The organism is Nonomuraea sp. NPDC049158, assembly GCF_040648335.1.
Classification (GTDB): domain Bacteria; phylum Actinomycetota; class Actinomycetes; order Streptosporangiales; family Streptosporangiaceae; genus Nonomuraea.
In genome coordinates this window covers 453,614-477,841 of the sequence record NZ_JBEZDM010000003.1, presented here as the reverse complement: position 1 = coordinate 477,841, position 24,228 = coordinate 453,614, and the positions used below count along the sequence as shown (strand labels likewise).

The 24,228-nt window shown below is 70.0% G+C and carries 19 protein-coding genes; 15 read left to right on the top strand and 4 right to left on the bottom strand.

What is annotated here, in order from left to right; translation table 11 throughout:
• Nucleotides 1-24: 24 nt before the first annotated feature.
• Complete coding sequence (locus AB0B61_RS09735) at nucleotides 25-1,209, bottom strand: esterase-like activity of phytase family protein (protein ID WP_358430150.1); 1,185 nt, start codon at nucleotides 1,207-1,209, stop codon at nucleotides 25-27.
• A gap of 201 nt (nucleotides 1,210-1,410) precedes the next feature.
• Between AB0B61_RS09735 and AB0B61_RS09730 the strand changes: the two genes are divergently transcribed.
• From AB0B61_RS09730 to AB0B61_RS09720, 3 genes are all read left to right on the top strand, one after another.
• On the top strand, nucleotides 1,411-2,865 hold the full coding sequence (locus tag AB0B61_RS09730) for an alkaline phosphatase PhoX (protein WP_358430147.1): 1,455 nt from the start codon (nucleotides 1,411-1,413) through the stop codon (nucleotides 2,863-2,865).
• A gap of 113 nt (nucleotides 2,866-2,978) precedes the next feature.
• Nucleotides 2,979-4,106: an inorganic phosphate transporter gene (locus AB0B61_RS09725; protein WP_358430145.1), complete on the top strand. Its 1,128-nt coding sequence runs from the start codon at nucleotides 2,979-2,981 to the stop codon at nucleotides 4,104-4,106.
• A 49-nt stretch (nucleotides 4,107-4,155) separates the two neighbouring features.
• A complete protein-coding gene (locus AB0B61_RS09720) occupies nucleotides 4,156-4,386 on the top strand; it encodes a hypothetical protein (RefSeq protein WP_225295534.1) in 231 nt (76 codons plus the stop codon).
• A gap of 155 nt (nucleotides 4,387-4,541) precedes the next feature.
• On the opposite strand, the gene AB0B61_RS09715 is transcribed toward AB0B61_RS09720, so the two are convergent.
• Entirely contained in the window at nucleotides 4,542-5,000 is a 459-nt protein-coding gene (locus tag AB0B61_RS09715) for a DUF1761 domain-containing protein (protein WP_358430142.1), read from the bottom strand.
• Between the two features lie 136 nt (nucleotides 5,001-5,136).
• On the opposite strand from AB0B61_RS09715, the gene AB0B61_RS09710 reads away from it, so the two are divergent.
• From AB0B61_RS09710 to AB0B61_RS09690, 5 genes are all read left to right on the top strand, one after another.
• Nucleotides 5,137-5,994 (top strand): SseB family protein, encoded by an 858-nt coding sequence (locus tag AB0B61_RS09710; RefSeq protein WP_358430140.1) that lies wholly within the window; start codon nucleotides 5,137-5,139, stop codon nucleotides 5,992-5,994.
• A gap of 58 nt (nucleotides 5,995-6,052) precedes the next feature.
• Nucleotides 6,053-6,445, top strand: coding sequence for a hypothetical protein (locus tag AB0B61_RS09705; RefSeq protein WP_358430138.1), 393 nt, complete (start codon nucleotides 6,053-6,055; stop codon nucleotides 6,443-6,445).
• 99 nt (nucleotides 6,446-6,544) lie between these two features.
• Nucleotides 6,545-6,961, top strand: a complete 417-nt coding sequence (locus tag AB0B61_RS09700) for a YbaB/EbfC family nucleoid-associated protein (RefSeq protein WP_358430135.1) — start codon at nucleotides 6,545-6,547, stop codon at nucleotides 6,959-6,961.
• Entirely contained in the window at nucleotides 6,948-7,301 is a 354-nt protein-coding gene (locus AB0B61_RS09695) for a hypothetical protein (protein WP_358430133.1), read from the top strand. The genes AB0B61_RS09700 and AB0B61_RS09695 overlap by 14 nt, the downstream gene beginning before the upstream one ends.
• A 99-nt stretch (nucleotides 7,302-7,400) precedes the next feature.
• Entirely contained in the window at nucleotides 7,401-14,459 is a 7,059-nt protein-coding gene (locus tag AB0B61_RS09690) for a hypothetical protein (RefSeq protein WP_358430131.1), read from the top strand.
• A gap of 43 nt (nucleotides 14,460-14,502) precedes the next feature.
• On the opposite strand, the gene AB0B61_RS09685 is transcribed toward AB0B61_RS09690, so the two are convergent.
• Complete coding sequence (locus tag AB0B61_RS09685; protein ID WP_358430129.1) at nucleotides 14,503-15,300, bottom strand: hypothetical protein; 798 nt, start codon at nucleotides 15,298-15,300, stop codon at nucleotides 14,503-14,505.
• A 139-nt stretch (nucleotides 15,301-15,439) separates the two neighbouring features.
• Between AB0B61_RS09685 and AB0B61_RS09680 the strand changes: the two genes are divergently transcribed.
• The 6 genes from AB0B61_RS09680 (at nucleotide 15,440) to ugpC (ending at nucleotide 22,552) form a co-directional block, all read left to right on the top strand.
• Entirely contained in the window at nucleotides 15,440-16,927 is a 1,488-nt protein-coding gene (locus AB0B61_RS09680) for a mannitol dehydrogenase family protein (RefSeq protein ID WP_358430128.1), read from the top strand.
• Nucleotides 16,928-17,118: 191 nt separating this feature from the next.
• Nucleotides 17,119-18,531, top strand: coding sequence for an extracellular solute-binding protein (locus AB0B61_RS09675; protein WP_358430125.1), 1,413 nt, complete (start codon nucleotides 17,119-17,121; stop codon nucleotides 18,529-18,531).
• On the top strand, nucleotides 18,532-19,467 hold the full coding sequence (locus AB0B61_RS09670; protein WP_358430122.1) for a sugar ABC transporter permease: 936 nt from the start codon (nucleotides 18,532-18,534) through the stop codon (nucleotides 19,465-19,467). It abuts the gene before it with no gap.
• Nucleotides 19,464-20,405, top strand: a complete 942-nt coding sequence (locus tag AB0B61_RS09665; RefSeq protein WP_358430119.1) for a carbohydrate ABC transporter permease — start codon at nucleotides 19,464-19,466, stop codon at nucleotides 20,403-20,405. The genes AB0B61_RS09670 and AB0B61_RS09665 overlap by 4 nt, the downstream gene beginning before the upstream one ends.
• A gap of 8 nt (nucleotides 20,406-20,413) precedes the next feature.
• Nucleotides 20,414-21,427, top strand: a complete 1,014-nt coding sequence (locus tag AB0B61_RS09660; RefSeq protein WP_358430116.1) for an NAD(P)-dependent alcohol dehydrogenase — start codon at nucleotides 20,414-20,416, stop codon at nucleotides 21,425-21,427.
• A gap of 15 nt (nucleotides 21,428-21,442) precedes the next feature.
• Entirely contained in the window at nucleotides 21,443-22,552 is a 1,110-nt protein-coding gene (ugpC, locus tag AB0B61_RS09655; RefSeq protein WP_358430113.1) for a sn-glycerol-3-phosphate ABC transporter ATP-binding protein UgpC, read from the top strand.
• A 77-nt stretch (nucleotides 22,553-22,629) separates the two neighbouring features.
• Here the strand turns inward: ugpC and panD are convergent, their stop codons facing one another.
• Nucleotides 22,630-23,046 carry an aspartate 1-decarboxylase gene (gene panD / locus AB0B61_RS09650; RefSeq protein WP_358430110.1) on the bottom strand — a complete coding sequence of 139 codons (417 nt, stop codon included), beginning with the start codon at nucleotides 23,044-23,046 and terminating at the stop codon, nucleotides 22,630-22,632.
• Nucleotides 23,047-23,176: 130 nt separating this feature from the next.
• Here panD and AB0B61_RS09645 point away from each other — a divergent pair, with 130 nt between their 5' ends.
• Nucleotides 23,177-24,187 carry an ABC transporter substrate-binding protein gene (locus tag AB0B61_RS09645; RefSeq protein ID WP_358430108.1) on the top strand — a complete coding sequence of 337 codons (1,011 nt, stop codon included), beginning with the start codon at nucleotides 23,177-23,179 and terminating at the stop codon, nucleotides 24,185-24,187.
• Nucleotides 24,188-24,228 lie beyond the last annotated feature (41 nt).

The following is a 24,228-nucleotide window of genomic DNA, read 5'->3' as shown; positions in this document are numbered from 1 at the left end:
GCGGTGCGGCCCGCCCCCTCTTCGTCAGCGGGCGTGCAGGCGGAAGGGCAGGCGGACGGTGATGAACTCGTCGTTGTCCGGCTGCCCCGCCGTCCGTCCGGACGAGAACGGGAAGTTGTTGTCGTTGAGGATGCCGAGCGTACGGTCGTCGAGGATCACGACGTCCTCGATGGTCTGGAACGGGAAGCGGAAGGTCTCCCCGAACCCGCCCAGGCCCTGGGGATTGGCCAGGTCCAGCAGGTCGGCGGCGAGCGTCTTGTCCAGCGCCCCGTCGTGGTCGCGGTCGCGGGTGTCGGCCAGGTAGACGCGCTTGAGCTTGGCCGCGTCGCCCTGCTCGTTGTCCCGCTCGATGATGAGGAAGCGGTGCTCGTCCACCGCGATGGCGTCGCCGATCGCGTTGGACGGGCTGTCCAGCTTGTACGTCCAGCGCTTGCCGGTGTACGCCCGCTTACGCACGTCGAACTGGTTCAGCCGCAGCGTGCCCGCCGGGTCTCCGCTGACCGTGCCCTCCAGCAGCGGGTAGAGCCAGCGGCCGTCGGCGGAGCGGGCCATGCCCTCGAAGCCCTTGCTGCCGGCCAGATTCGGCGTCGCCCCGTTGAGGGTCGGGTTCTCCGGCGCCTTGACGCCGGGCAGCTCGATCGGCGCCTCCAGCAGCGTGCCGGTGGCGGAGAAGTGCAGCAGGAACGGGCCGAACTCGTCGCCGATCCAGTACGTGCCGTCCGCCGCCCGGACGATCGACTCCACGTCGAAGTCGGCGCCGGTGAGCACCCGGTCCGCCCTGGTCAGCGGCCAAGAGACCCGGCCGCGCGGGTCCGACAGGTTGAACCCGCCCAGCACCTGTACGGTGCCCGCCTTGAAGTCCGGCCTGATCCGGTGCACGCGCAGCAGGAAGTCGGCGCTGTTGTTCTTGCCGCCGTACCCGTTGTCGGACAGCACGTCGAAGCTGCCGTCGCCGCGCCGGACGATGCCGCTGAACCCCTGGACCGGCTGGCCGGCGAAGGGCGGGGTGACGCCGTTGATCGGGGTGGTGCCGATCTGGGAGCCGGAGGGCTCGCTGCCGGGCACGAAGGTCTGCGCCGGGAGCGCGGCGAACCCGGTCAGCGTGGCGCGGCCCGTGCCGGCCCGCCCGTCGTCCGCGGCGGCGTAGGTCGTGGGGGCGAGGCTCACGGCCAGCAGGGCCGCGCCCACCGCGAGGGAGATGCGTTTCATGACCGGCACGCTAGGAGCGTCACATGACGTGGTTCCAAACGCAGTGCGTACGAATCATTCACTTTCCGGCGATCAAGACGATCAATCGGGGTGCCGGTTCTTCCTCGAGCGTTCACCATAAGGACGGAGTGCGGGGTGCCACCCTTTCCCGCGACGCAATTGGGTCGGCCCTGCAGACGTCAACGTTGGAGGCGATGTCCCATGTCCGCACCTGTCTCTCGCCGTTCCTTCCTCGGCCGCAGCGCCGCCGGTGGCCTCGGCATAGTGTTCGCCGGCAGCATCGAGGCGATCGCCGGGCCCGCCGCGTTCGCGGCCACGCGGCCCCCGCTCGGCTACGGCCCGCTGGTCGCCGATCCGGCCGGGGTGCTGGCCCTGCCCGCCGGGTTCTCCTACCGGATCGTCGCGGAGGCGGGGGTGACGCTGCTGGAGAGCGGCGAGCCGACGCCGAGCGACGCGGACGGGACGGCGAGCTTCACCCGTGGCAAGAGCGCCGGGCTCGAGAGTGAGGGGGCGGACGCCGAGCTCGGGCGTGGCAAGGGCGGCGCCACACTGGTCAACAACCACGAGATCGGCGGCAGCGAGCCGTACCGGGTGCCTGCCCTGCCCGGCCTCACCTATGACCCGGGCGCGGGTGGTGGCACCACCAACATCGACGTGGACGCGCACGGCGTACGGATCCGCGAATATGTCAGCCTGGCCGGCACGCACAACAACTGCGCGGGCGGCAAGACCCCGTGGAACACCTGGCTGACCTGCGAGGAGACCGAGCAGCGGGCCGGCGGCGCCTTCCAGAAGGACCACGGGTACGTCTTCGAGGTCGACCCGTTCGACCGGAAGGCCAACCAGGACCCGGTGCCGCTGAAGTTCCTCGGCCGTTACTCGCACGAGGCCGTCGCCGTCGACCCGAAGACGTCGGCGATCTACCTGACCGAGGACGCCTCCGGCCCGAGCGGGCTCTACTACCGCTGGACGCCGCCGAAGAGGTTCCACGGCGGCAAGGGCACGCTGCGGGAGCTGGCCCTCTCCGACGGCGGTGCGACCGCGGGCAAGCTGGAGGCGTTGAGCTGCTATCGCGACGGCACGCACGTCGCCGACCTGTCGGAGGCCACCTCCCCCGGCACCCGCTACCAGGTCCGGTGGGTGGAGGTGCCCGAACGCGACGCGCTCGTCCAGTCCGTACGCACCCAGCTGCCCAACGACCAGGTCACCCGCAGCCGCAAGCTGGAGGGCGCCTGGTGGGCGGACGGCGGCGCCTACTTCGTCGCGAGCTACGCCCGCCACACCGACGGCAGCGTCAACGAGCATGACGGCCAGGTGTGGTTCTACGACCCGCACCACCAGACGGTCACGCTGAAGACCATCTTCGGCGTCAACCCCGACCCCACCCAGGACACGAACTACGACGGGCCGGACAACATCACCGTCTCGCCGTACGGAGGAGTGATCCTCGCCGAGGACGGAGAGGGCATCCAGCACCTGGTGGGCGTCACCGCGCAGGGCAAGGCGTACCCGATGGCGCGTAACGACCTCAACGACAGCGAGTTCACCGGCCCCACCTTCAGCGCCGACGGCCGGATCCTGTTCGCCAACATCCAGACCCCCGGCCACGTCCTGGCGATCACCGGCCCGTGGCGCCGTCCGTCCAACACCGACTGAACCCTCTCGGTGCGGAGACCGGACTTCGTTATCCGGTCTCCGCTGGGAGTTCACGGCCGGTTCACCACGTGCGCCTAACGTCCGAGTTACGGCGAGACGATGGGGACAACGACATGGAGCACGTGACGTTCCTGGTCGTCGTGGTGATCATCACGGCGCTGGCCTTCGACTTCACCAACGGCTTTCACGACACGGCCAACGCGATGGCCACCTCCATCGCGACCGGCGCGCTACGGCCCAAGGTGGCGGTGGCGATCTCGGGCGTACTGAACATCGTGGGCGCCTTCCTGTCAGTGGAAGTCGCCAAGACGATCTCTGGCGGGATCGTGGACGACAAGCTGGTGACACCGCCGATGGTGTTCGCCGGGCTGATCGGCGCGATCCTCTGGAATCTGCTCACCTGGCTGTTCGGGCTGCCGTCCAGCTCCTCGCACGCGCTGTTCGGGGGCCTGATCGGCGCGGTCTGGGTCGGGGCCGGGATGCGCGGCGTCCATTTCGACACGGTGCTGCAGAAGATCCTCATCCCGGCGCTGGCCTCGCCGCTGATCGCCGGGTTCGTCGCCATGACCGCCACCTACCTGGCCTACACGATCACCGCCCGGGCCCGGCACGAGTCGGTGACCAGCACCTTCCGCTTCGGTCAGATCGCCTCCGCGTCGCTGGTATCGCTGGCCCATGGCACCAACGACGCGCAGAAGACCATGGGCGTCATCACCCTGACGCTGATCTCGACCGGCGCGCTCGCCTCCGGCTCCGCCCCGCCCATCTGGGTGATCGCCGCCGCCGGGCTGACCATCGGCCTGGGCACCTACCTGGGTGGCTGGCGCATCATCCGTACCATGGGCAAGGGCATCACCGAGATCGAGTCCCCGCAGGGCTTCGCCGCCGAGGCCAGCGCGACCACGGTCATCCTGGCCTCCTCCCACCTGGGCTTCGCGCTGTCCACCACGCAGGTGGTCTCCGGCGCCATCCTCGGCACCGGGCTGGGCCGGCGCCTGGCCCAGGTGCGCTGGGGCCTGGCCGGCCGGATGGCACTGGCCTGGCTGCTCACCCTGCCCGCGGCGGCAGCGGTGGGCGGAGTGGCCGCCGCCGTGGCCACCACCGGCACGCTCGGCGTCACCATCGCCGCCGTGGTCGCGATCGCCGTCTCAGCCGGCCTGTACGCGGCCAGCCGCCGCGAGCCCGTACACGCGGGCAACGTCAACGAACTACCCGCCCAGCCGCAGCGGGTCGCCGCCTGAAACGAACTGCTCGCCCTACCACGGCGGGTCGCCGCCTGAGGGGATCGTGATGGACATCAAATGGGCCGCTCTCGGCCAAGTCCTCGTCGTCAGTCTGGCCGTCAGCGTCGTCGTCGTGGTCGTCTTCTCCCTCGGCGTGCTGGCGATATCGGCCCGCCAGGTAGCCGAGGAGCGGCATGCCACGGGCACCGGCCCGCTGGCCGCCGCCGTCCTGTGCTTCGCCGCCTGCGCGGCGGTGGTCGGCTACGGCATCTACCTGATCGTCCCGCAGTTCCACTGACCTCCACCTGCGACCTGCGACCTGCGACACGGCGACCGCGCGGCTCCGAACGGCGACCGCGCGGCGTCTCCTTCCTGCACCTGAGGACCTCTGCACCCGAGGACCCCCGCACCCAAAGACCCCTGCACCCAAAGGACCCCTAGGCCCGAGGGCCTCTACGCCCGAGGGCGGGACCAGCGGACGAGGATGGACGCCGCGATCAGCGTGGTCATCAGCGCGTCGCCGACGTGCAGGACGTACAGCCCCACCGGATAGTGCTCGTGGATGACGGAGCCCGCGATCGCCAGTGCCTGGAACCCGCCCCACACCAGGAGGCCGAGCCGCAGCGCACCCGTCCAGGTGACGATCCGGAGCCACCTCATGAGCGTGGCCAGCACGAGCATCTCGATGACGTTCCTGCCGAACTGAGCGGCTATCTCCCACGCCTGGGGAGAGGTGGAAGCGACCCCGCCACTCAGCCTCATCCACACGCCGCCGAACACCGCGTAGTAGACGGCACTGGCGAACAGCGTCACCACAGCCGCGACGACGACCGCCCAGTAGTGGATCCTGACGATCTTCGTCTCAGACTGCTCCGCCTGCTGGATGGTCGGCTGGTTCATCTGCTGGTTCATCGCGATCTCCTGGTCCGCTCGCCTTGCCTTTGGTGGGGACGTCGAGGCCGATCGGCCCGTTTCGACATCGCCGGCGAGACAGACCAGGCGAGCGTACGGCCGCGGGTGGCGAGCGCGCGCTTATAGGCTGTGCCGTGTGTGGCAGGCCAGTGCTTTCGAAGAACGACTAGCGGCAGCACAGGCGCAAGGAGACCTTGCCCTCTGCCTGGGCCTGCTGCGGGCGGCGGACTTCGCGATGCCGATCAGCGAGGCCGCCGCCGCCGGCGACGAGCCCATGGCCTGGGCCACCCGGACCGACGACGAGCGTACGTGGCTGATCGTCTACACCTCGGCAGCCGCCCTCAGAGCGGCCACCGGCGTGGAGGAGCACCGGGTCGTGTCGATGGTGGAACTCGCCGCGGGCTGGCCGGACCTCCGCTGGGGGTTGGCGATCAACGCCGGGCTGGAGCTCGCGTTCTTCCTGGAGCCGGGTACGGTGGCCAGGCTCGCCGTGCCCACACTGGCCCAGGACCACGCGGTCGAACCGGGTGTCCCGATCGTGCAGAAACTGCTGGGGCCCGCGGAGATCCAGGCGCTGCTCGACGACGGCGCGCCGCGGGTGTCCGGATACTGCCACCACGCCCTCGACGTGGCCCACATCGCGACGCCATCCGTGCTCGCCGAGGCGCTGTCGCGGGAGGACGCACTCACCGACCAAGGCGCCCTGAACATCCTGCGCTGGCCCGCGATCGGCGCCGATCTCTACCCGACGCCCTACGGCGGGGTGGACGAGGAGGGAATGCGGGCTGTCGCGGGCTGGGTGATCGAGGAGCCGCCCTTCGTCGGCATGGGACTGGTGCCGAGCGTAGATCAGACGATCAGGGAGTACAAGGTGACAGGAGTCGCGCTCCCGTACGGGGCGGAGATCGTGGAGTTGGGGATCGACGGGGTGACCCGTGGCCGCGCCGTCTTCGACGGGGACCTCGGACAGTGGCTCCTGCGGGCGGCGCAATGACGCGGTTTCTACGGCCTGACAGCGTGCTGACGCGGCCCTGCTACCGCTTGGCGGCGCTATGACGCGGTCCTTCTACCGCGCCCGCTGGGGTGGGGCCGACTACGAGGCCGCTCCGGAGTCGCGTGCCGACGGGGTGTGGCTGCGTCTGCGTGTCACCGCCCCGAGCGCCGGATTCGAGGAGGTCGCTCCCGGCATCTGGGTCAGGGCGGTGCCCGCCGCGGAGTGCGAGCGGGTGGACCTCGTCACCACGACCTGCGCGTGGAAGGGCGCGTCCTTCCTGGTCATCGCGGAGAAGGACGGCGAAGTCCTGCTGGAGTACGCCGGTGCGTCGGCGCCCGTGGCGATGGAGCTCGGGCTGGAGCGGGTGGAGCGGGGCGTGTACCGCCGCTGGGTCGCCCGTGACGAGGTGGCCGCGCTCCGCGAGCACGCCGCTGACCTCGGGAAACTCTAGTTTTTTACGAATTCACTATGAACAACGGTGAATAACGCCTATATGATCCGTTACTCCTAGGGCGGGTGTTACCTCTCTGTAATAAGGAGATAACGGCACGTGCAATCGACTGGAGAAGCGGACGCGTCTGGCATGCAGGCTTACGCCGATGAACTACGCCAGGCGTTTGTTCGATTACAGGACGACGGGCTTCGCCTTTTCGCGGAGGCGAAAGCCGTACAAGTGACGGAGAAATCCCCGGACGGCCTGGTCGCGGTAACGGTCGACGCGCGTGGTGATCTGATCCGGCTTGATCTTGACCCCCGGATTTACCGCCGCCCCGATGCGCGTTCTTTGGCCGATGTCATCACCGACACCACCCATCACGCGGCGGAGAAGATGCGGCAGCGCGTTGTGGAGATCTTCGAGCCGGTGATCCCCGCCGAGCAGATGCGGGCGCACCTCGACGGCGACGTGGAGACCGTGCTGGCGCAGCTCGCGGACCAGATGGCGGGGAGGGAGCATGCCGGCTACTAGCCGCCAGACCCTGTATCTGGGGCCGTACATCGAGAGCGGCATCGCCCGATGGAACACCATGGCCCTCGACCTGGAGCAGGCGTGGCCGGAGGTGTCCGCGGAGCTGACGGCGCTCAACGCGGCCGCTCCCTGGGGGAACGGCGCGGAAGGGCGGATGTTCGCGCAGGCCTACCTCAAGGACGACGGCCCCAGCAGGCTGGTCGAATCCGGGACCGCGCTGGTCGGCGAGATCGTCGACGCCGGGCCGCTGCTACGCGAGACCATCGCCAACTCCCGTTCCACGGACAGCGCGATCGCGGAGGATCTCGCCTCCGGTGGCCGAATCAGAAGGGAAGTGTGACGGTCCAGCGTGGCGGGTCGCGGTGACGTCAATTCACAGACGCCAGATGGGCTGCCATCGGACAGGTTCGGGGGGATCTCGGCCAGCGATGTGCGTCCGGTGTGGGAGACGGAGAAGCTGCCGGACTGGGTGGTCTACTGGCTGATCCCGATGCTCATGTCGGGGCAGGCGTGGCCCGAGGCCAGCGAGAGCGGTCTGTGGCGACTGCGGGAAGCGCACCGGCGGGCCGTGGACACCTATGTGGCCACGTTCGAGCCGACCGGCACGGCGGTTCGGACCATCGCCGCGGAGTGGGAGTCTCCCGCCAAACCCGTCACGTTCACCCGCGTGGAGCGGATGTACGACGAGCAGAACGGTGCGCTGGCCAAGATGGCCGCCCACCATCAGTACGCCCAGCAGGCGGACGCCTTCGCGCTGGAGACCCAATACTCCAAGATCTCGATCAACGTGGCCTTCTGGGTGGCCGTCATCGCGATCGCCGTCGCGTTGCTCGTCTCGTTCTTCTCGGCCGGTGCGACGGCGCCGCTGGTGGGTCCCGCTGCGGCAAGCCTGCGGCTGGCCATCAGGAACATCCTCACCCGCCTGGGGATCGCGGCGGCCCGCCCGGCCGGGGTTACGGCGGCGGGCAGGCTGGCCGGCCTCGCGGGCGGCACACTGGGCGGCCGGCTGATGTCGGCCGCGCTGACGCACGAACTGATCGAGGAGATCGGTGAAGAGGTCTTCATCGACGCCTTCACCCAGTACAAGCAGATCCAGATGGGCACCCGGCTGAGCTGGGACTGGGACAAGACCATGGCCGCGGCGGTGGGCGCCGGTGTGGGCGCCGTCGCCGGCACCAAGCTCGGCGCTCCGGTGTCCAGGCTCACCAGCGCCGTCCCGGGGATCAGCCACCTGAACCGGACGGCGGGAGACCTGCCCGGGTGGGGCAACGCCTTCCGGCGATTCCCCGGCCGGGCGTTGAACACGGGCCTGAACAACGTGGTGGCCTCGCCCGCGGGCAGTTTCGTGGCCAACGGGCTGGTGTACGGACAGTGGGAGCCGCCGACCGCGGACTCCCTCGTCGGCGGGTTCATGGGCGGCGCGGGCCGAACGAACACGATCAGCCCGTTCAATCCCAGCGTGGCCGGGGCGGTGCTGCACCCCATGAGCGCTCTGAACTCCGCCATGGACACCGCGGCGGCCACCGACCTGGCGCGGACCACTGACCTGGCACAGGCCGACACGGACGCCCGGCCCAACACGGGCCCTGATACAGGTGCCCGGCCCGGCACGGACACACGGCCCGGCACGGACACACGGCCCGGCACGGACACACGGCCCGGCACGGACGCGCGGCCCGGCACGGACGCGCGGCCCGGCACGGACGCGCGGCCCGCTGGTGGTCCGCAGGCTCCGCCGAACGGAACGGGGTCCTACGGCGGGCCGGTCTCCGAGACGGCACAACCCACCGCCGACTCGGCGGTCCAGTCGGATCCGCAGGCCGCCGACCCGAGCCGATCGGGCCCGCAGGCGGCGAGCGGCCAGGAACCCTCGGTCAGCGGTCAGGGCGTCGCGGACACGGCCGGTCAACCCTCCAGCGAGACGACGGCGGCGACGACGGCGCTCGCCACCGACGGAGATCACCGGCCCGCGAGCATCGACGACCTCATCAACCGGGACTCCGCACCTCGTACAGACGACCCCATCGACCGGGCTACCGCACCACGTACAGACGACCCCAGCGGCCGAGCTACCGCACCCCATGCAGGCGGCATCGTCAACCGGGACACCGCACCCCGTACAGCCGTGGATCACGCGACCCGGACCCCGACCCTCAACATGGACCCACCCCCCAGGTCCGGCCAGACGCTCGCCAACGTCCACGACCCACGGAACGTTCCGCTGGCCGCCCAGTGGGAGCCCCTGCGCGGATCGGTCACCCCTGAGCCCATCACCGTCCCGCACACCTCGGGCGCGGCCCGAGTGGAGGCCCGCAGGTTGCTCGTCCCGTGGCGGGGCGGGTCGCACCCCGTCACGGAGTTCACCGTCCTGGTCCAGTATCGCGCCGACCCCCGGCTCACCCCCGAGGAGGTCGCCGACGCGCACGCCCGCCTGCTCGAAGGGATCGACCTCTACTACAACCACCAGCACCAACTGGCCGACGGATCGCTCCTCCACGTACGGATGGAGTTCGTGGCCGCGCCCGAAGACGCCCCGGACGGCACGGTCGTCCTGCTGCACCCCGGGACCGGCACCCGCGCCGCCGACTTCGCCGACCGCCAGAGCTGGCACGGCGAGGGTGAGGTGATCAGCACCCCGCTGGACCAGCTACGGTCCTACCGCGACCGGCCCCCGATCCACTACCTGAGCTGGTACGCGGGGATGGAGCCGGTCGTGTTCGCGCACGAGACGCTGCATCTGCTCGGCATGCTCGACGAATACGTCTACCAGCCCGCCGAGGACCGGCGCGACCTGGCCGCGCCCAGCGTGCACGCCGACTCCAACCTGCTGGGTCAGGCCCAGCTGTTCTGGTCGGCCGGTCGGCCGGTGCTCGACCGGGACGGCCGTACGGTGGCCGAGACGGCGGGCCTCCGCGACCGGCACCTGGAGCACCTCTTCGCGCTCCTGCCGGAGAGCGACCAGCGGCCCAAGGTGCCGCTCACCCGGCCCGCGCCCGTCGCCCCGGCTGAGGAGTGGGCGCGGCCGGAGTTCGAGCCGGCCGGCCGTCTGCCGGGCAACGTTCTGAGGCTGGTCGAGGAGTTCCCGTCCGACGGGCGGCCGCTCGTGGAGCATCTCCGGCTCCTCGAGCGCATGGACGGCCTGTTCGCCGACGGGCGCCCGCTGACGAACGAGCACCTGGCGTACACGGACGCGCTGGTCCGGATGGCGCAGGACATCTACGGCACCGGGCCGGAGTACTCCTTCGCCATCGCCGAGCTCGCCGCCGTGAAGCACCTGTCCGAGCTGCTGCTCGGCGACTCCGTACCGCGGATCGACCTGCTGCGGACGGCGATCAACGCGTTACTGGGCCGGGACGCGACCACCCCGGTGACCGTCCAGCAGATCCACCTGTTGGTACGCCTCGCGGCGACCGCGTCGCCCCACCCCGGAGAGCCGGGCGCGGACACGCTGCGCCGGGCCATCCAGAGTTTCCGGCGCTCGATGCCGGGCGTCATCCAGCTCCGCCGCGCGGGAATCAGCCTGCCCACGACGGACCCCACCGCGAAGGCGCAAGCGGATCCCACCACGAAAGGGCAGGCGGACCACAGCACGGATTCCGCCACCGATCCCACCGACGGGCTCCGCTCCAGTCTCAGCCCCACCGGCGACCGGAACGCGGACAGCGATCCCCGCCAGTTCCTGAGGTTCTGGCGCGACCTGATGAATCAGGTGCGGGCCGAAGCTCACCGGCGCGGGACGTCAGCGCTCGACGAGCTGCAGCAGTTCGCGCTCCAGCGTGCGATCGGCCGTATCTTCGCCGCCAACCCCGACGACTGGATGCTCAAGGGCGGCCAGGCGATGCTCTCCAGGAATCCGGGCGGGCGGGCGAGTACCGACATCGACCTCGTCCGGATGTCGGGGGACCCGGATCCGGACGCGATGGCCGATGAGTATGAGGCCGCGCTCGCCCGCGATCACGGTGACCAGCTGAGGTTCGTCCGGGAGTCCAAGGTCTACATCCTGCACGGCAAGGCGGTCAGGATGGCGCACACGGTCTACTGCGGCGACATGGAGATCATGCGGCTCAGCGTGGACCTCGCCCCGCCGCGTACCCGTGCGGTGTGGAAGGAACCGGAGATCATCCCCTTCCCCCAGCAGATCCTCGCGACGGGGCACCCCGATGAGAGTCCGGGCCTGCGGGTCATCTCCTACCACGACACGCTGGCGCACAAGGTGTCGGGCATCTACACCCACGGCATCAGGACGCTGGAGACGCGCTGCCACGACTGCGTCGCCCGTGGCAAGGGGTTGTTCAGCTGCAAGGCGGGCGACCTGCCGTACCGGTGCCAGGACCTGGTCGACATCCTGATGATCATTTTGAACTCGTCGTGGGACGGCCCGGCCACGCACGCGATGCTGCACGCGGAGTTCGCCTGGCGGCTGGAGCAGGGCGAGAACCTGAAGGTGCCGCCGGCGTTCGAGATTCCCAGCCCGGACTGGTTCCGGAAGTTCGACCAGTACGCCAGGACGACGCCCGGTCTGCCGTACGCCGGGCTCACCGAGGCCATTCCGGTCGCGCGGGCGTTCCTCGATCCGCTGCTGCGGGAGGAGGCGCCGCCGCCCAGCCGCTGGGACCCCGACCTCCGCCGCTGGGTGGAGACGGACGACGTCACGGCCCCGGACGCCTCCGGTGACACGGTCGCGCCGGACGGCGCCGCGGACGTACGGCATCTGCAGGTGCCCAGCACCGCTCCGGCGTCGGCGGTGCACGCCGACCCGGACATGATCGCGACGTGGGACCGGCTGTCCGCGGGCGACCTCGACGCGGAACTGTCCCAGCTCAAGCAGCGCACCGACCTCTCCCCCGCCGAGAAGGTCGACTTCATCCGCAGCCGGATGATGTACGACAGCGGGTACGTCGAGCTGACCCGCGTCCCCGGCCCGGACAACCAGCACTTCAAGCACCTGCGCTTCTACGCCCACCAGCGCGGCGAGCTGTACAGCCACGCGGCCGCCCTGATGGCCGATCCGGACACCACGGTCGAGATCGCCTACGAACCGGACCGCGGCTTCAAGACCTTCCAGTGGGACGCCCACCAGTCCCACCGGGCCTACCTCGGCACCCTGCCGGACGGCATCACCCTGGACGAGGCCAACGCCGCCGTGCTGCACCAGATGATCAAGGGGCGCGCCGTCAACGACCCGGCGGCGCTAATCGACGCCCTCATCGAGCTGCACGCCAAGCCGCTCCGGGACGCCCTGGCCCTGCGGCAGAGGCTGATCGACGACTACGGCATAGCACCGCACCGGGTCCGGCTGGCGTTCGCCAACACGAGCCAGAAGAGCCACTACAGCGAGTCGCAGTGGATGCGGGCCCAGCTCTTCGCCCTCCAGGCGATCCAGGCCGACCCGGTTTCGGCGCGGCAGCGCATGGTGGACGCGATGCTGGGGCCGGAGGAGATGACGGCGGCTCGGCGCACGGCACGGGCCCAGGCGGTGGTCGACCGGCTCTCGCGGGCCAACGGGCAGGCCGGCCAGTACGCCCTGCTCTGGGTCCGTGACACCCGGGGCCAGCCGGTGGGCGGCCGGCACGGCCCGCACCTGGACACCCGGCCCGAGGTCCTGCGCCAGACGATCGAGGCGCTGCGCGCCCGCCATCCCGGACGGCGCGTCGTCCTCCTCGGCGACGACGTCTTCGCCGGCCGTCCGGAGCTGGAAGAGGCCTGGCGCCAGGAAGGGGCGCTGGACGGGGTCGACACCCGGACGCTGGTGGAGTTCTGGACGGCCGAGCGCAACGGCGGGCAGGCGCTGAGCTATGCCGAGCAGGGCCTGTTCTTCCATCGCCTGACCACCCAGAGCGACGTGGTCCAGATCGGGATGGAGAGCGGGGCGCTGGAGATCCCGGCCATGCTCGGTGTGCCCACCGTCTACTTCGAGGCCAGGGAGCACGACGGGAACAAGGGCAACCGCTGGCAGCTGTACTGGCAGGACTGGGCTTACGGCGACTTCGAGCCGGTCCTCGACGAGCAGGGCAATCCGCGTTTCGATCCGAGCGGGCGGCCGATCACGAGGTTCGTCACGACGGAGACGAGCCAGGCTCCGCTGCCGGCGATGCGGCGGCTGCTGTTCGGCCCCGACCTGCCCGACCCGGCCAACCGCCGGGGCCAGCCCGTCGCCGTCTACTACCCGGCCCGCGTCGCGGTCACGGTGGACCGGATCAACCGGCTCATCCGCGGCGGTGAGCTGGATCAGTGGCCGGAGCGGCTGGGCCGCAGCGCCACGCTCGACGGTGACCGCTGGACGTACTGGAGCGAGGAGGACTGGAAGCGAAGCGCGTACTACGCCGAGCAGCTGCGCCGATGGGTGCGCGTGGACGCCAGGACGCCCGAGGAGGCCGGTCGCAAGTGGCACGGCATCCGGCTCGCCCTGCTGGGCGTGCTGGAGCCGCAGTTCATCGTCGATCAGGAGTACGAGGGCGTGTCCCTAGCGCATCCGTACGCCGTGCTGCACCTGGAGCGCTCGCGCATCGACGTGGACGCCATCCGGATCTCCCGGGCGTACGGCCTGGATCCCGGCGAGCGTGCCGCCGCCGTCGCGCACGCGATCAAGTCCCTGCTCGACACGCCGGGCTTCGCCCGCCAGGCCCTTGACGACCTGCGGCTCTTCCAGCTCAACCGGTCAGAGGTCCGCGACCTGGGCGAGGCGGTCGGCCGGGTGACGGCGGCGCCGGTGCGGCCGTACGCCGACCGGCTCGACGTCCCCCTCGGCGACGGGCAGCCGACGCCCCGCCAGGTGCTCGACCGGTTCGACGCCACCAGGGCGGGGCTGCCGGAGGTGAGCGCGCGGAAGGCCGCCGCCTACATCGCGCGGAACACCGCCACGCGGCCGTGGCTGGCCGCCGCGGCCGGTCTGGACCCCGCCGTCCAGCGCGTGCTCGTCGCCATCGACCAAGGTCAGGGCCATCATCTCGCCCGGCACGGAGCGTTCGCCGCCGACGGGCGGCTCCACGGCCGCGTCGCCCGCCTCGAAGATCCGGCGCAGCGCGACGAGGAGCTGCGGGGGCGCGCCACGGACGCGTTCCGGCCGGGCGACCTGGAGCACCGCTGCCCGGACACGGCCACGGCCATCCACGATCCGGTGGCCTTCGCCGTCGCCTTCGCCCGCGCCCTTGAGCACCCGCTCATGCGCGGTGCTCTGGCGACCCCGTTCGACCCCGATCAGCGGCCCGGCCGGGTGTCCTTGCCGATCGGCGAGCTGCTCGGCCCCGACGGCCATCTGTACTGCGCCGGATTCCGGATCGTGCCGGTCGACGGCAGCCCGGAGGCCGCCGTCGCGAACCGGTTGATCTGGGTCAGGGCGCTGCGCGCCGGCGAGGTGCCGGGCGTGCCGGAGCCGCAGGCCGCGCCCATGGAGAGCTTCGACGGCGGCACCGTCGAGTTCTTCTTCCAGGTCAACCGGCAAAGGGACGGGTACGAGATCTCCACGATGTTCGCGGATCCGCCGCCGCCGGAGAGGTGAGTGAGCGCCAAGAGCGGCCGGTCCGCCAGGAGGTGGATGAGCGTCAGGAGCGGCCGATGATTTCGGCGGCTATGTCCCAGCTCAGCGCCTCATCCCCGCCCTCTGGGATCAGCCGCGCCACTGCGGGCCGCAGGTCCGCCACCCGGTCCGGGTGCGCCAGGGCGGCGTAGCCGCGCTGGTTACGGGCGGACAGCTCGGCCGGGTCGAGGTCGGGCAGGAAATACGCCATGAACTCCCGGCCGTCCGCCGGGAACTCGTGCCGCCCGGCCAGCGGCGCCAGGTCCGCGTGGATCCGGCGCAGGTCGACGAGATCCTTCCGTACGGCGTCCATGAGGACGCGGCGCAGCTCGCCGTGCTCGGCCCAGCCGGCGGCGAGATCGGCGATCGTACGGGCGGGGGTCGTCACCGGAATCCCCTCGACCACGCTCACCTCGTCCGGCTTCAAGGACGCGACATGCATCTTCGTCGCCCGGGGACCCTCGAACTCCTCCGGCACGGTGAACGTCACCAACGGGCTCGGCTCGGATCCCATCCCGTGCAGGCCGCAGGCCGACTCGTGCGACAGGACAGCGTCCTCATGGACGGACCGCGACCGCTCCCAGCGGAAACTCTCCGGCATGATCGCCAGCCAGGCGGCCATCGGATAGGCGTAACGCGGCCCCGTGGACGACCACGCGAGCTGGTAGACCGCCCAATCCAGCTCGACCAGCAACGCGGACTCGGCGAACCGGAGCAGCGCCGGCTTGTCGATCTCCAGCCGGCCGGCCTGCGCCTCCGTGATCAGTCCGCTCTGGCGCGCGGCGACGGCCGAAAGCGTGGCGAACTGCTCTTCCCACATCATTCCTCCACCAAAGATCCGCGTGACAAGGACAACCTAGCCGCCCTGGCCTCGGCGGCTGGTGATCACGGGCATACACGCAGGTCAGGAGTTTGAAGCCGGTGGAGCTGGCCATGCTGAGCGTAGGGCCGAAGGGGGACTCATGGCGGTGACGACACTGACGCAGGCGACAGTGACGAGTCTGTCGGATCAGGTGGCGGTCCCCTCCTACGACCGGTCGCGGCTCACGACCGGCATCGTGCACTTCGGGGTCGGCGGATTCCACCGCGCGCATCAGGCGATGTACCTCGACCGGCTGATGAACCAGGGCAAGGCGTTCGACTGGGCGATCTGCGGGGTCGGGGTGCTGCCCGGCGACGCGCGGATGCGCGAGGCGCTGACCGCGCAGGACGGCCTCTACACGCTCGTGCTGAAGCATCCTGACGGAACGCGCGAAGCCCGCGTCATCGGCTCGATCATCGACTATCTCTTCGCGCCCGACGATCCGGAGGCGGTCATCGAGAGGCTGGCCGACCCGGCCGTACGCGTCGTGTCCCTCACCGTCACCGAGGGGGGCTACAACATCCACCCCGTCACCGGTGAGTTCGACCCGGAGTCGCCGGCGATCCGCGCCGACCTGGCGCCCGGCGCGGTCCCGGCCACGGTGTTCGGCCTGGTCACCGAGGCGCTGCGGCGTCGGCGCGCTCGGGGCGTGACGCCGTTCACGGTCATGTCGTGCGACAACATCCAGGGGAACGGCGACGTGGCCCGCCGCACCTTCACGGCCTTCGCCCGGCTCGCCGACCCTGAGCTCGCCGCCTGGATGGAGCGCGAGGTCGCCTTCCCCAACTCCATGGTCGACCGCATCACCCCGGCCACCACCGACGAGGATCGCGAGGCCTTGGCCCGGCGGTTCGGGGTCCGGGACGAGTGGCCGGTCATCTGCGAGCCGTTCACGCAATGGGTGCTGGAGGAGCGCTTCCCCGGTGGCCGGCCGCCGTTCGAGGAGGTGGGGGTGCAGGTCGTCGCGGATGTCGAGCCGTACGAGCTGATGAAGCTGCGCCTGCTCAACGCCGGGCACCAGGCGCTGGCCTACTTCGGCTTCCTCAGCGGCTACCACTACGTTCACGAGGCCGCGGCCGACCCGGCGATCGCGGCGTTCCTGCTCGACTACATGGACATCGAGGCCACTCCCACGCTGCGGCCGGTGCCGGGCGTCGAGCTGGACGTCTACAAGCGGACCTTGATCGAGCGTTTCTCCAACTCCGAGGTACGCGACACGCTCGCGCGGCTGTGCGCCGAGACGTCGGACCGGATCCCGAAGTGGCTGCTTCCGGTCGTGCGCGAGCAACTGGCCAAGGGCGGCGCGGTGACGCGTTCGGCCGCCGTGGTGGCCAGCTGGGCGCGTTATGCCGAGGGCGTCGACGAATCGGGGGCGCCCATCGCGATCGTCGACCGGCTGAAGGACCGGTTGACGGCCATCGCGCGAACGCAACGCCAGGACCCTACGGCGTTCATCGCGAATCGGGAGCTCTTCGGTGATCTCGTCGATGACGAACGGTTCGTCCGGCCGTATCTGCGCGCGCTGGAGTCGCTGCGCGCCAAAGGCGCCCGCGCCACGGTTCGAGAGCTCGCGGAGCATCGCACCTGACAATTTTACTTAACTCATGAAAGCCAAAATATCCCCTTATTTCCGCGAAAATCTCACATATGAGTTTTCAAGCAATGTCGATAAGGGATAAACCTAGTCTCATCGCCCTTTTCTTAAGTTCAGGGGGTGAAGAGGCGGTGAACTATCCACCTCAACCTCAACCGAGCAGGCGCGACATTCTTCGTGGAGCCATGGCCGCCGGCGCAGCGGTGACTCTCGGCGGCGGGCTGAGCGCTTGTGGATCTCGCGGCGACGTGGCGCGAGCCAGCACGACCGACCAGTGGCGCCAGTTCCAGGGCGCCACCCTGAACTTCATCTCGGAGAACACCGCCCCCACCGCGGCCATCGCCGCCAACACCAAGCCGTTCACCGACCTGACCGGGATCAACGTCAACATCGTCACGCTGGAGCTGACCGCCCTGGTCCAGCGGGTCGCCCTGGACCTGGCCTCGGGCCGGGCCCAGTACCAGGTGATCTACGCCGACCCCTACCAGGTGCTCGCTCCGTACCAGCGCGGGCTGGTGGACCTGCGCACGCTGGAGGCGAACCCGAACCTGCCCCGCCTGCCCGGCGGCATCGGCGACTTCATCCCCGTCCAGATGGACGCCGCCGGCCGGTTCGTCGAGCCCGCGCCGTACTACGCCCTGCCCTATGACGCGCCGACGATGATCTGGCAGTACCGGCAGGACCTGTTCGCCAAATACCACGACCGCATGGCCCACGACCTCGGGTTCGACCCCACGCCGAGCGGAGAGCGGACCTGGGAGGAGTACTTCCGGATCGCCCAATGGTTCAACAAGAACGCCACCTCGGACGTCAAGTACGGCACCGGGCACCAGGCCAGGCAGCACGACTCCCTCATGAACGACTTCAGCAACGTGCTGTGGTCCTACGGCGGCGCCTACTTCGACCATGGCAAGGAAGTGGGCCGTCTGGGCTCGCGGGATCCGGGACCGTGCCGGCTCGACTCTGAGGCCGCCATCGCGGGCGCGGAGTTCTACAACCGGCTGCTGTCCATCGCCGACCCGGCCTCGAAGACGTGGGACTGGGACGGCGTCGGCGCCGCCTTCCGCGCGGGCCGGCTGGCGATGTGCCCGAACTGGCATGAGTTCGCGGCCAGCAACGAGCTGGTGCTGCCCGGCAAGGTCGGCTACTCGGTGCTGCCCAAGGGCCCGGTCGCCACGGCCAACATGTACGGCGGCACCGGGGTCGGGATCAGCGCGAACACGATGCCCAACGAGCGCGGCGCGGCCTGGCTGTTCCTCGTCTGGGCCACCTCCCCCGAGACGCAGCTGGCCAACCTCAAGAGCAAGGCCGGTGGCGGCACCCCCACGCGTACGTCCGTCTACGAGATGCCGGAAGTGCGCGCCGCCGAGAAGCGGCCGTCGTCGATGCCCAACATGCTCACGGCCGCGGCGGTACGGGAGGCCTGGACGCCCGAGCGGATCGGCCTGCGACCCAAGATCCCCATGTGGAACGAGTGCAACACCGCGATCTTCACCCAGCTGTCCACGATGCTCAGCGGGGCGGAGACACCGGCGAACGCGATGCGTTCGATCAAGTCCCGGGTGGACCAGATCGTGGCGCGAGGGTGGGTGGCCTAGATGGCACATGCGGCGGAGACCCCAGCGGCGGTGCGCGGCTCGGCCCAGCCGAAGAGCTCCGGCCGCAAGGAGCCGCGGGTCGGCTTCGAAGGCTGGATGATGGCCCCCGGCCTGCTGCTGCTGGCCGCGCTGTCGATCGTGCCGTTCATCGCGCTGATCGCGATGAGCTTCTCCCGCGTCCGGCTGCTGGGCGGGGTGAAGCTCGACCTGGTGGGCCTCAACAACTGGGCGCGCTTCTTCACCGACGCGGACATGTGGCTGTCCTGGCTGCGGACGATCATCTTCTTCGTGCTCACCGTGGGGCTGGAGATGGTCCTGGGGATCGGCATCGCCCTGTGCCTGTTCCGCGTGCTGCGCGGCCGTAACATCCTGCTCGGCCTGCTGTTGCTGCCGATGTTCGCGGCGCCGTCGATCGTCGGCCTGCTGGGGCGCTACCTCACCGACTCCACCTTCGGGCTCTACGCGTGGGTGCTGCGCGGGCTCGGGTACACCGGTGACATCCTCGGCGCCCCGGTCAGCGCCTTCGCCGCCGTCGTGCTCATGGACGTGTGGGAGTGGACCCCGCTGATCGCCCTGATCACCCTGGCCGGGCTGTCCAGCGTGCCGCAGTCGGTGCGGGAGGCCGCGGCCGTCGACGGCGCCCGGGGATGGATGACGCTGCGCTACATCCTCTTCCCGGCGATCTCCAATGTGCTGCTCGTCGCGCTGCTGATCCGCTCCATGGACGCCATCCGCTTCTTCGACATCATCTGGGTCACCACCAACGGCGGCCCCGCGGACGCGACGAAGATCGTGCCGGTCCGGCTGTACGAGACCGCGTTCCGCTTCTTCGACCTGGGCTACGCCGCCGCCATCGGCCTGGCGATGCTGGCCTTCTCGATCTTCATCGCCCGTACCTTCGTCCGGCTGCTGGACGTGAGGGGGTTGACCCGATGAGCACCTCGATGACACCGCCGTCGGCCATGCCTCCGCCGACCCTGCCCGGCGAGGCCACCCGGCCGCCGGTCACCGCCGCCCCGCGCGGCGAGGCCCAGTCGCCGCTGGAGGAGAGCAGCCGGCGTACGCGATGGCTGGTGACGCTGCTCATCGTGCTGGCGCTGCTCTGGACGCTGGTCCCGCTGATCTGGATGCTGATGTCGTCGTTCAAGAACGCCGAGGCCGTGACGGCGGCCACGCCGCAGTTCTTCTTCTCGCCGACGCTGGACAACTACCGCAACCTGTTCACCGGGGCCAACAACCTCGGGCCGTACATCGTGCACAGCGTGCTCGCCGCCGGGATCTCCGCGCTGCTCGCGGTCGGCCTGGGCGCGCTGGCCGGGTACGGCCTGGCGCGCACCCACATGCGCGGGAAGAAGCACCTGGCCTTCTGGATCATCTCCACCCGTATGGCGCCCATCGCGGCGGTCGTGGTGCCGCTGTTCCTCATCTTCCGCGGGCTCGGCCTGATCGACTCGATTCCCGGGCTGATCCTGGCCTACCTGACCTTCAACCTGCCCTTCGCCATCTGGCTGATGAGCGCGTTCTTCGCCGAGGTGCCCTCGTCGCTGGAGGAGTCGGCGCTGGTCGCGGGCTGCTCCCGCTGGCAGGCCTTCTGGATGGTCATCCTGCCGCTGACCAAGTCGGGGCTGGTCACCACGTTCATCCTGTGCCTGGTCTTCGCCTGGAACGACTACGCCTTCGCCGTGGTCTTCTCCGGGCCGAACTCCCAGACGCTGCCCATCGCCGCCTCCCAACTGGTCACGCAGACGGGCATCGACTGGGGGCAGCTCACCGCGATCGGCACGATCGTGGTCGTGCCGATGATGCTCGCCGGGCTCGCCGTGCGCCGCTGGCTGGTCACCGGACTCACCCTCGGCGCCATTACCGGGGAGTAGGTGAGGCTATGCGCGCGGCCGTACTGCACGGCATCGGCAAGATCCTGCTGGAGGAGCGCCCCCGGCCCGAGCCCGGTCCCCGGGAGGTGCTGGTACGGGTCGCGTCGGTCGGTACGTGCGGCTCGGACGTCCACTACTACGAACACGGCCGCATCGGCGACTTCGTGGTGGACTCGCCGCTGATCCTGGGCCACGAGCCGTCCGGCACCGTGGTCGTCAGCGGGCCGGGCGTCGGCCGTGAGCTTGTGGGGCGGCGCGTCTCGGTGGAGCCGGGCATGCCGGACTTCACCTGCCGCCAATGCCGGGCCGGCCGCTACAACCTCTGCCCGCGCATGCGGTTCTTCGGCACCCCGCCGATCGACGGCGCCTTCTGCGAGTACGTCGTCGTACGCGAGGAGTTCGCCTACCCCGTCCCCGACAGCCTGTCCGATGACGCCGCCGCGCTGATCGAGCCGCTGTCGGTGGGCGTGTGGGCCTGCCGGAAAGCCCGGGTCGAGCCGGGCACCCGCGTGCTGGTCACCGGCGCCGGCCCGGTGGGGCTGCTGTGCATGCAGACCGCCCTGGCCTTCGGCTCCACTGACGTCCTGGTCACCGATGTGAACCCCGTACGGCTCAGGGTGGCCCGCGACCTGGGCGCCGGCGAGACCCTCGACGTGCGCGAGACCTCCCTGTCCGACGTCGGGTTCGAGCCCGACGTGCTGCTCGAATGCTCGGGTCAGCCGGCCGCGATCGGGCCCGCCATCCGCGCTGTCGGCCGGGCCGGGCGGGTCGTCCTCGTCGGCATGGGCGGGGACGAGATCCCGCTGCCGCTGGCCCACGTACAGACCCGCGAGCTCGAGGTGACGGGCACGTTCCGCTACGCCGGCACCTGGCCGGCGGCCATCGCCCTGGCCGCCGCGGGCCGGGTCCAGCTGGACGCGCTGGTGACCGGCCATTACGGACTGGCCGAGGTCGAGCAGGCGCTCACCGCCGGCGCCCGTGACCCCGAGCTGGTCAAAGCCGTCGTCCGGCCGCAGGAGTGAGTTTTAGGGGAGATCATGTCCAGAGTTCTTTACGACGAGGCGACCAGGGTCTATCCCGGAACCGAGCGGCCAGCGGTCGACGCGCTCGACCTCGACATCCACGACGGTGAGTTCCTGGTCCTCGTCGGGCCGTCGGGGTGCGGGAAGTCCACCTCCTTGCGCATGCTCGCCGGGCTGGAACGGGTCGACGGCGGGCGCATCTCCATCGGCGACCGTGACGTCACCCACCTGGCGCCGCGTGACCGGGACATCGCGATGGTGTTCCAGAATTACGCGCTCTACCCGCACATGTCGGTGGCCGACAACATGGGCTTCGCGCTGCGGGTGATGAAGGCGCCCAAGGAGGAGATCGACCGCCGGGTACGGGAGGCCGCGGGCCTGCTGGACCTGACCGAGTTCCTCGACCGCAAGCCCAAGGCGCTCTCCGGCGGGCAGCGGCAACGCGTGGCCATGGGCCGGGCGATCGTCCGCGAGCCGAAGGTGTTCCTCATGGACGAGCCGCTGTCCAACCTGGACGCCAAGCTCCGGGTGCAGACCCGTACCCAGATCGCCGCCCTGCAGCGCAGGCTCGGCGTGACAACCGTCTACGTGACCCACGACCAGGTCGAGGCCATGACGATGGGCGACCGGGTCGCCGTACTCAAGGACGGGGTGCTCCAGCAGGTCGACACGCCGTTGCGGCTGTACCAGCATCCGGCCAACGTCTTCGTCGCCGGCTTCATCGGCTCGCCGTCGATGAACCTCGCCGAGTACCCGGTCGAGGGCGACGAGGCGATCCTCGACGACACGCGGGTGCGACTGAGCCGCCAGACGATCCAGGCGCTCAAGGAGGAGGGCGGCGACCGCGTCATCCTGGGCTTCCGGCCGGAGGGCGTGGAGGTGGTGGGCGAGGGCACGCCGGGCAGCTTCCCGGTCACCGTCACCGTCGTGGAGGAACTCGGCTCGGACGCCTTCCTCTACGGCCAGTACGCCGACACGAACGATCCGGCCCGCCTCACACAGACCGTCATCGCCCGCGTCGACCCCAACATGCCCCCGGCCAAGGGCGAACGGGTCCGGCTGCGCATCCTGCCGGGCAAGGAACGCCTCTTCTCGGCGTCCACCGGCCGGCGACTGCCCGCCTGACCGGCTTACCCGCCAGACCGGCCTGCCCAGCTGACCGGCCTGCCCAGCTGACCGGCTTGCCCGAGGTTGCCGGGCGGTCAGCCGACCGTCGAGCCGGACTTCTGGTCGGGGGCGCCCGGCGCCGGGGCGGACAGGTCGGATCCGAGGTCAATGATCCGATTGCGCCCGTCGACGTGGACGACGGACGGGACGTACGACTTGACCTCGCTCTCCTCCACCTGCCGGTAGCTCATGATGATGACGAGGTCATCTGGGGACACGAGGTGGGCGGCCGCGCCGTTGATGCCGATCACGCCCGAACCCGCCGGTCCTTCGATCACGTAGGTCGTCAGCCGGGCGCCGTTGGTGATGTCCACGACATGGACCTGCTCGCCCTCGACGAGGTCGGCGGCGTCCATGAGGACTCTGTCGATCGTGATCGAGCCGACGTAGTGCAGGTCGGCCTGGGTCACGGTGGCCCTGTGGATCTTTCCGCCGAGCAGGGTGCGCTGCATGTCCATGCCCTCCGAGGAGTCGGTAAAAGTTAGGTAATGCTATCCTAAGTTCACCCATCGACTCCCGCCTGTGCAACCCCCCGGCCAGCGGTCACCGAGACGCCGGAGGACACAGAGACAAGGAATTCAGATGACTCCTCCCGGCACCATCCGTCCCTGGCGCGCCCCGGCGATCGCCGCGGCCTGCGTCCTCATGGTGGGTTCGCTGATCTCGTGTTCGAGCTCCGCGCAGGCCCCGAAGGCCACGGCGGCGGCCGATCCGGCCTTCCCCGTCTCCATCGACCACAAGTTCGGGTCCACCACGATCAAGTCGCGGCCCACCCGGGTGGTCACCGTCGGATGGAACGACCAGGACTACGCCCTCGCCCTCGGCGTGGTGCCGGTGAGCACGCGGCAGTGGTTCGACGAGTACCTCACCTATCCGTGGGTCAAGACGGCGCTGGGCGGCAAGCCCCTGCCCACGTTCTCGGCGGAGATCAACTTCGAGGCCATCATCAAGCAGCGGCCCGACCTGATCATCGCGATCTACGAGACGATCAACAAGCAGACGTACGACAAGCTCTCCCAGATCGCCCCGACGGTGGTCCAGTCCAGCGCGTATCCGGACGAGCAGACGCCGTGGGACGTCCAGACGCTCACCACGGGTAAGGCACTGGGCAAGTCCGCGCAGGCGCAGGCGCTCGTCGACAAGGTCAACGGCAAGATCGCCGCGGCGAAGCAGGCGCATCCCGAGTTCGCGGGCAAGGTTCTGGTGGTGGACTACGGTCCCGAGAACGGGCAGCACTACCTGATCCCGGGCCGCGACCCGCGCCGGGCGCTGTTCGACGCGCTCGGCTTCGCCGCCCAGAGCCAGAGCGGCGACGTCAGTGAGGAGCGGCTGGACCTGCTCGACAAGGACGTACTGTTCGTCAACGGCTCGACCAAGGCGAAGATGGCCGCCTCGCCGGTCTTCTCCCGGCTGAAGGTGGTCAAGACCGACCGGACCATTTATACGGACTTCTCCACTCCGCTCGGGGGCGCGTTGTCGTACAGCGGGCCGGACGCGCTGCTCTATGCGCTCGACGTGCTCGTGCCCCAGCTGGCGAACGCGGCCGACATGAAGCCGTCGACCGCGATCACCGACCTGTCCAACATCACCTGACCGGCCGCGCGAGGCCCTCACGCGGCCGGTCAGGTGCCTCG

Excerpts from the sequence above, each read along its gene's own strand:
- AB0B61_RS09735 (WP_358430150.1), bottom strand. The coding sequence starts at position 1,209 with ATGAAACGCATCTCCCTCGCGGTGGGCGCGGCCCTGCTGGCCGTGAGC.
- AB0B61_RS09730 (WP_358430147.1), top strand. The coding sequence starts at position 1,411 with ATGTCCGCACCTGTCTCTCGCCGTTCCTTCCTCGGCCGCAGCGCCGCC.
- AB0B61_RS09725 (WP_358430145.1), top strand. The coding sequence starts at position 2,979 with ATGGAGCACGTGACGTTCCTGGTCGTCGTGGTGATCATCACGGCGCTG.
- AB0B61_RS09720 (WP_225295534.1), top strand. The coding sequence starts at position 4,156 with ATGGACATCAAATGGGCCGCTCTCGGCCAAGTCCTCGTCGTCAGTCTG.
- AB0B61_RS09715 (WP_358430142.1), bottom strand. The coding sequence starts at position 5,000 with ATGAACCAGCAGATGAACCAGCCGACCATCCAGCAGGCGGAGCAGTCT.
- AB0B61_RS09705 (WP_358430138.1), top strand. The coding sequence starts at position 6,053 with ATGACGCGGTCCTTCTACCGCGCCCGCTGGGGTGGGGCCGACTACGAG.
- AB0B61_RS09695 (WP_358430133.1), top strand. The coding sequence starts at position 6,948 with ATGCCGGCTACTAGCCGCCAGACCCTGTATCTGGGGCCGTACATCGAG.
- AB0B61_RS09685 (WP_358430129.1), bottom strand. The coding sequence starts at position 15,300 with ATGATGTGGGAAGAGCAGTTCGCCACGCTTTCGGCCGTCGCCGCGCGC.
- AB0B61_RS09680 (WP_358430128.1), top strand. The coding sequence starts at position 15,440 with ATGGCGGTGACGACACTGACGCAGGCGACAGTGACGAGTCTGTCGGAT.
- AB0B61_RS09675 (WP_358430125.1), top strand. The coding sequence starts at position 17,119 with ATGGCCGCCGGCGCAGCGGTGACTCTCGGCGGCGGGCTGAGCGCTTGT.
- AB0B61_RS09670 (WP_358430122.1), top strand. The coding sequence starts at position 18,532 with ATGGCACATGCGGCGGAGACCCCAGCGGCGGTGCGCGGCTCGGCCCAG.
- AB0B61_RS09665 (WP_358430119.1), top strand. The coding sequence starts at position 19,464 with ATGAGCACCTCGATGACACCGCCGTCGGCCATGCCTCCGCCGACCCTG.
- AB0B61_RS09660 (WP_358430116.1), top strand. The coding sequence starts at position 20,414 with ATGCGCGCGGCCGTACTGCACGGCATCGGCAAGATCCTGCTGGAGGAG.
- ugpC (WP_358430113.1), top strand. The coding sequence starts at position 21,443 with ATGTCCAGAGTTCTTTACGACGAGGCGACCAGGGTCTATCCCGGAACC.
- panD (WP_358430110.1), bottom strand. The coding sequence starts at position 23,046 with ATGCAGCGCACCCTGCTCGGCGGAAAGATCCACAGGGCCACCGTGACC.
- AB0B61_RS09645 (WP_358430108.1), top strand. The coding sequence starts at position 23,177 with ATGACTCCTCCCGGCACCATCCGTCCCTGGCGCGCCCCGGCGATCGCC.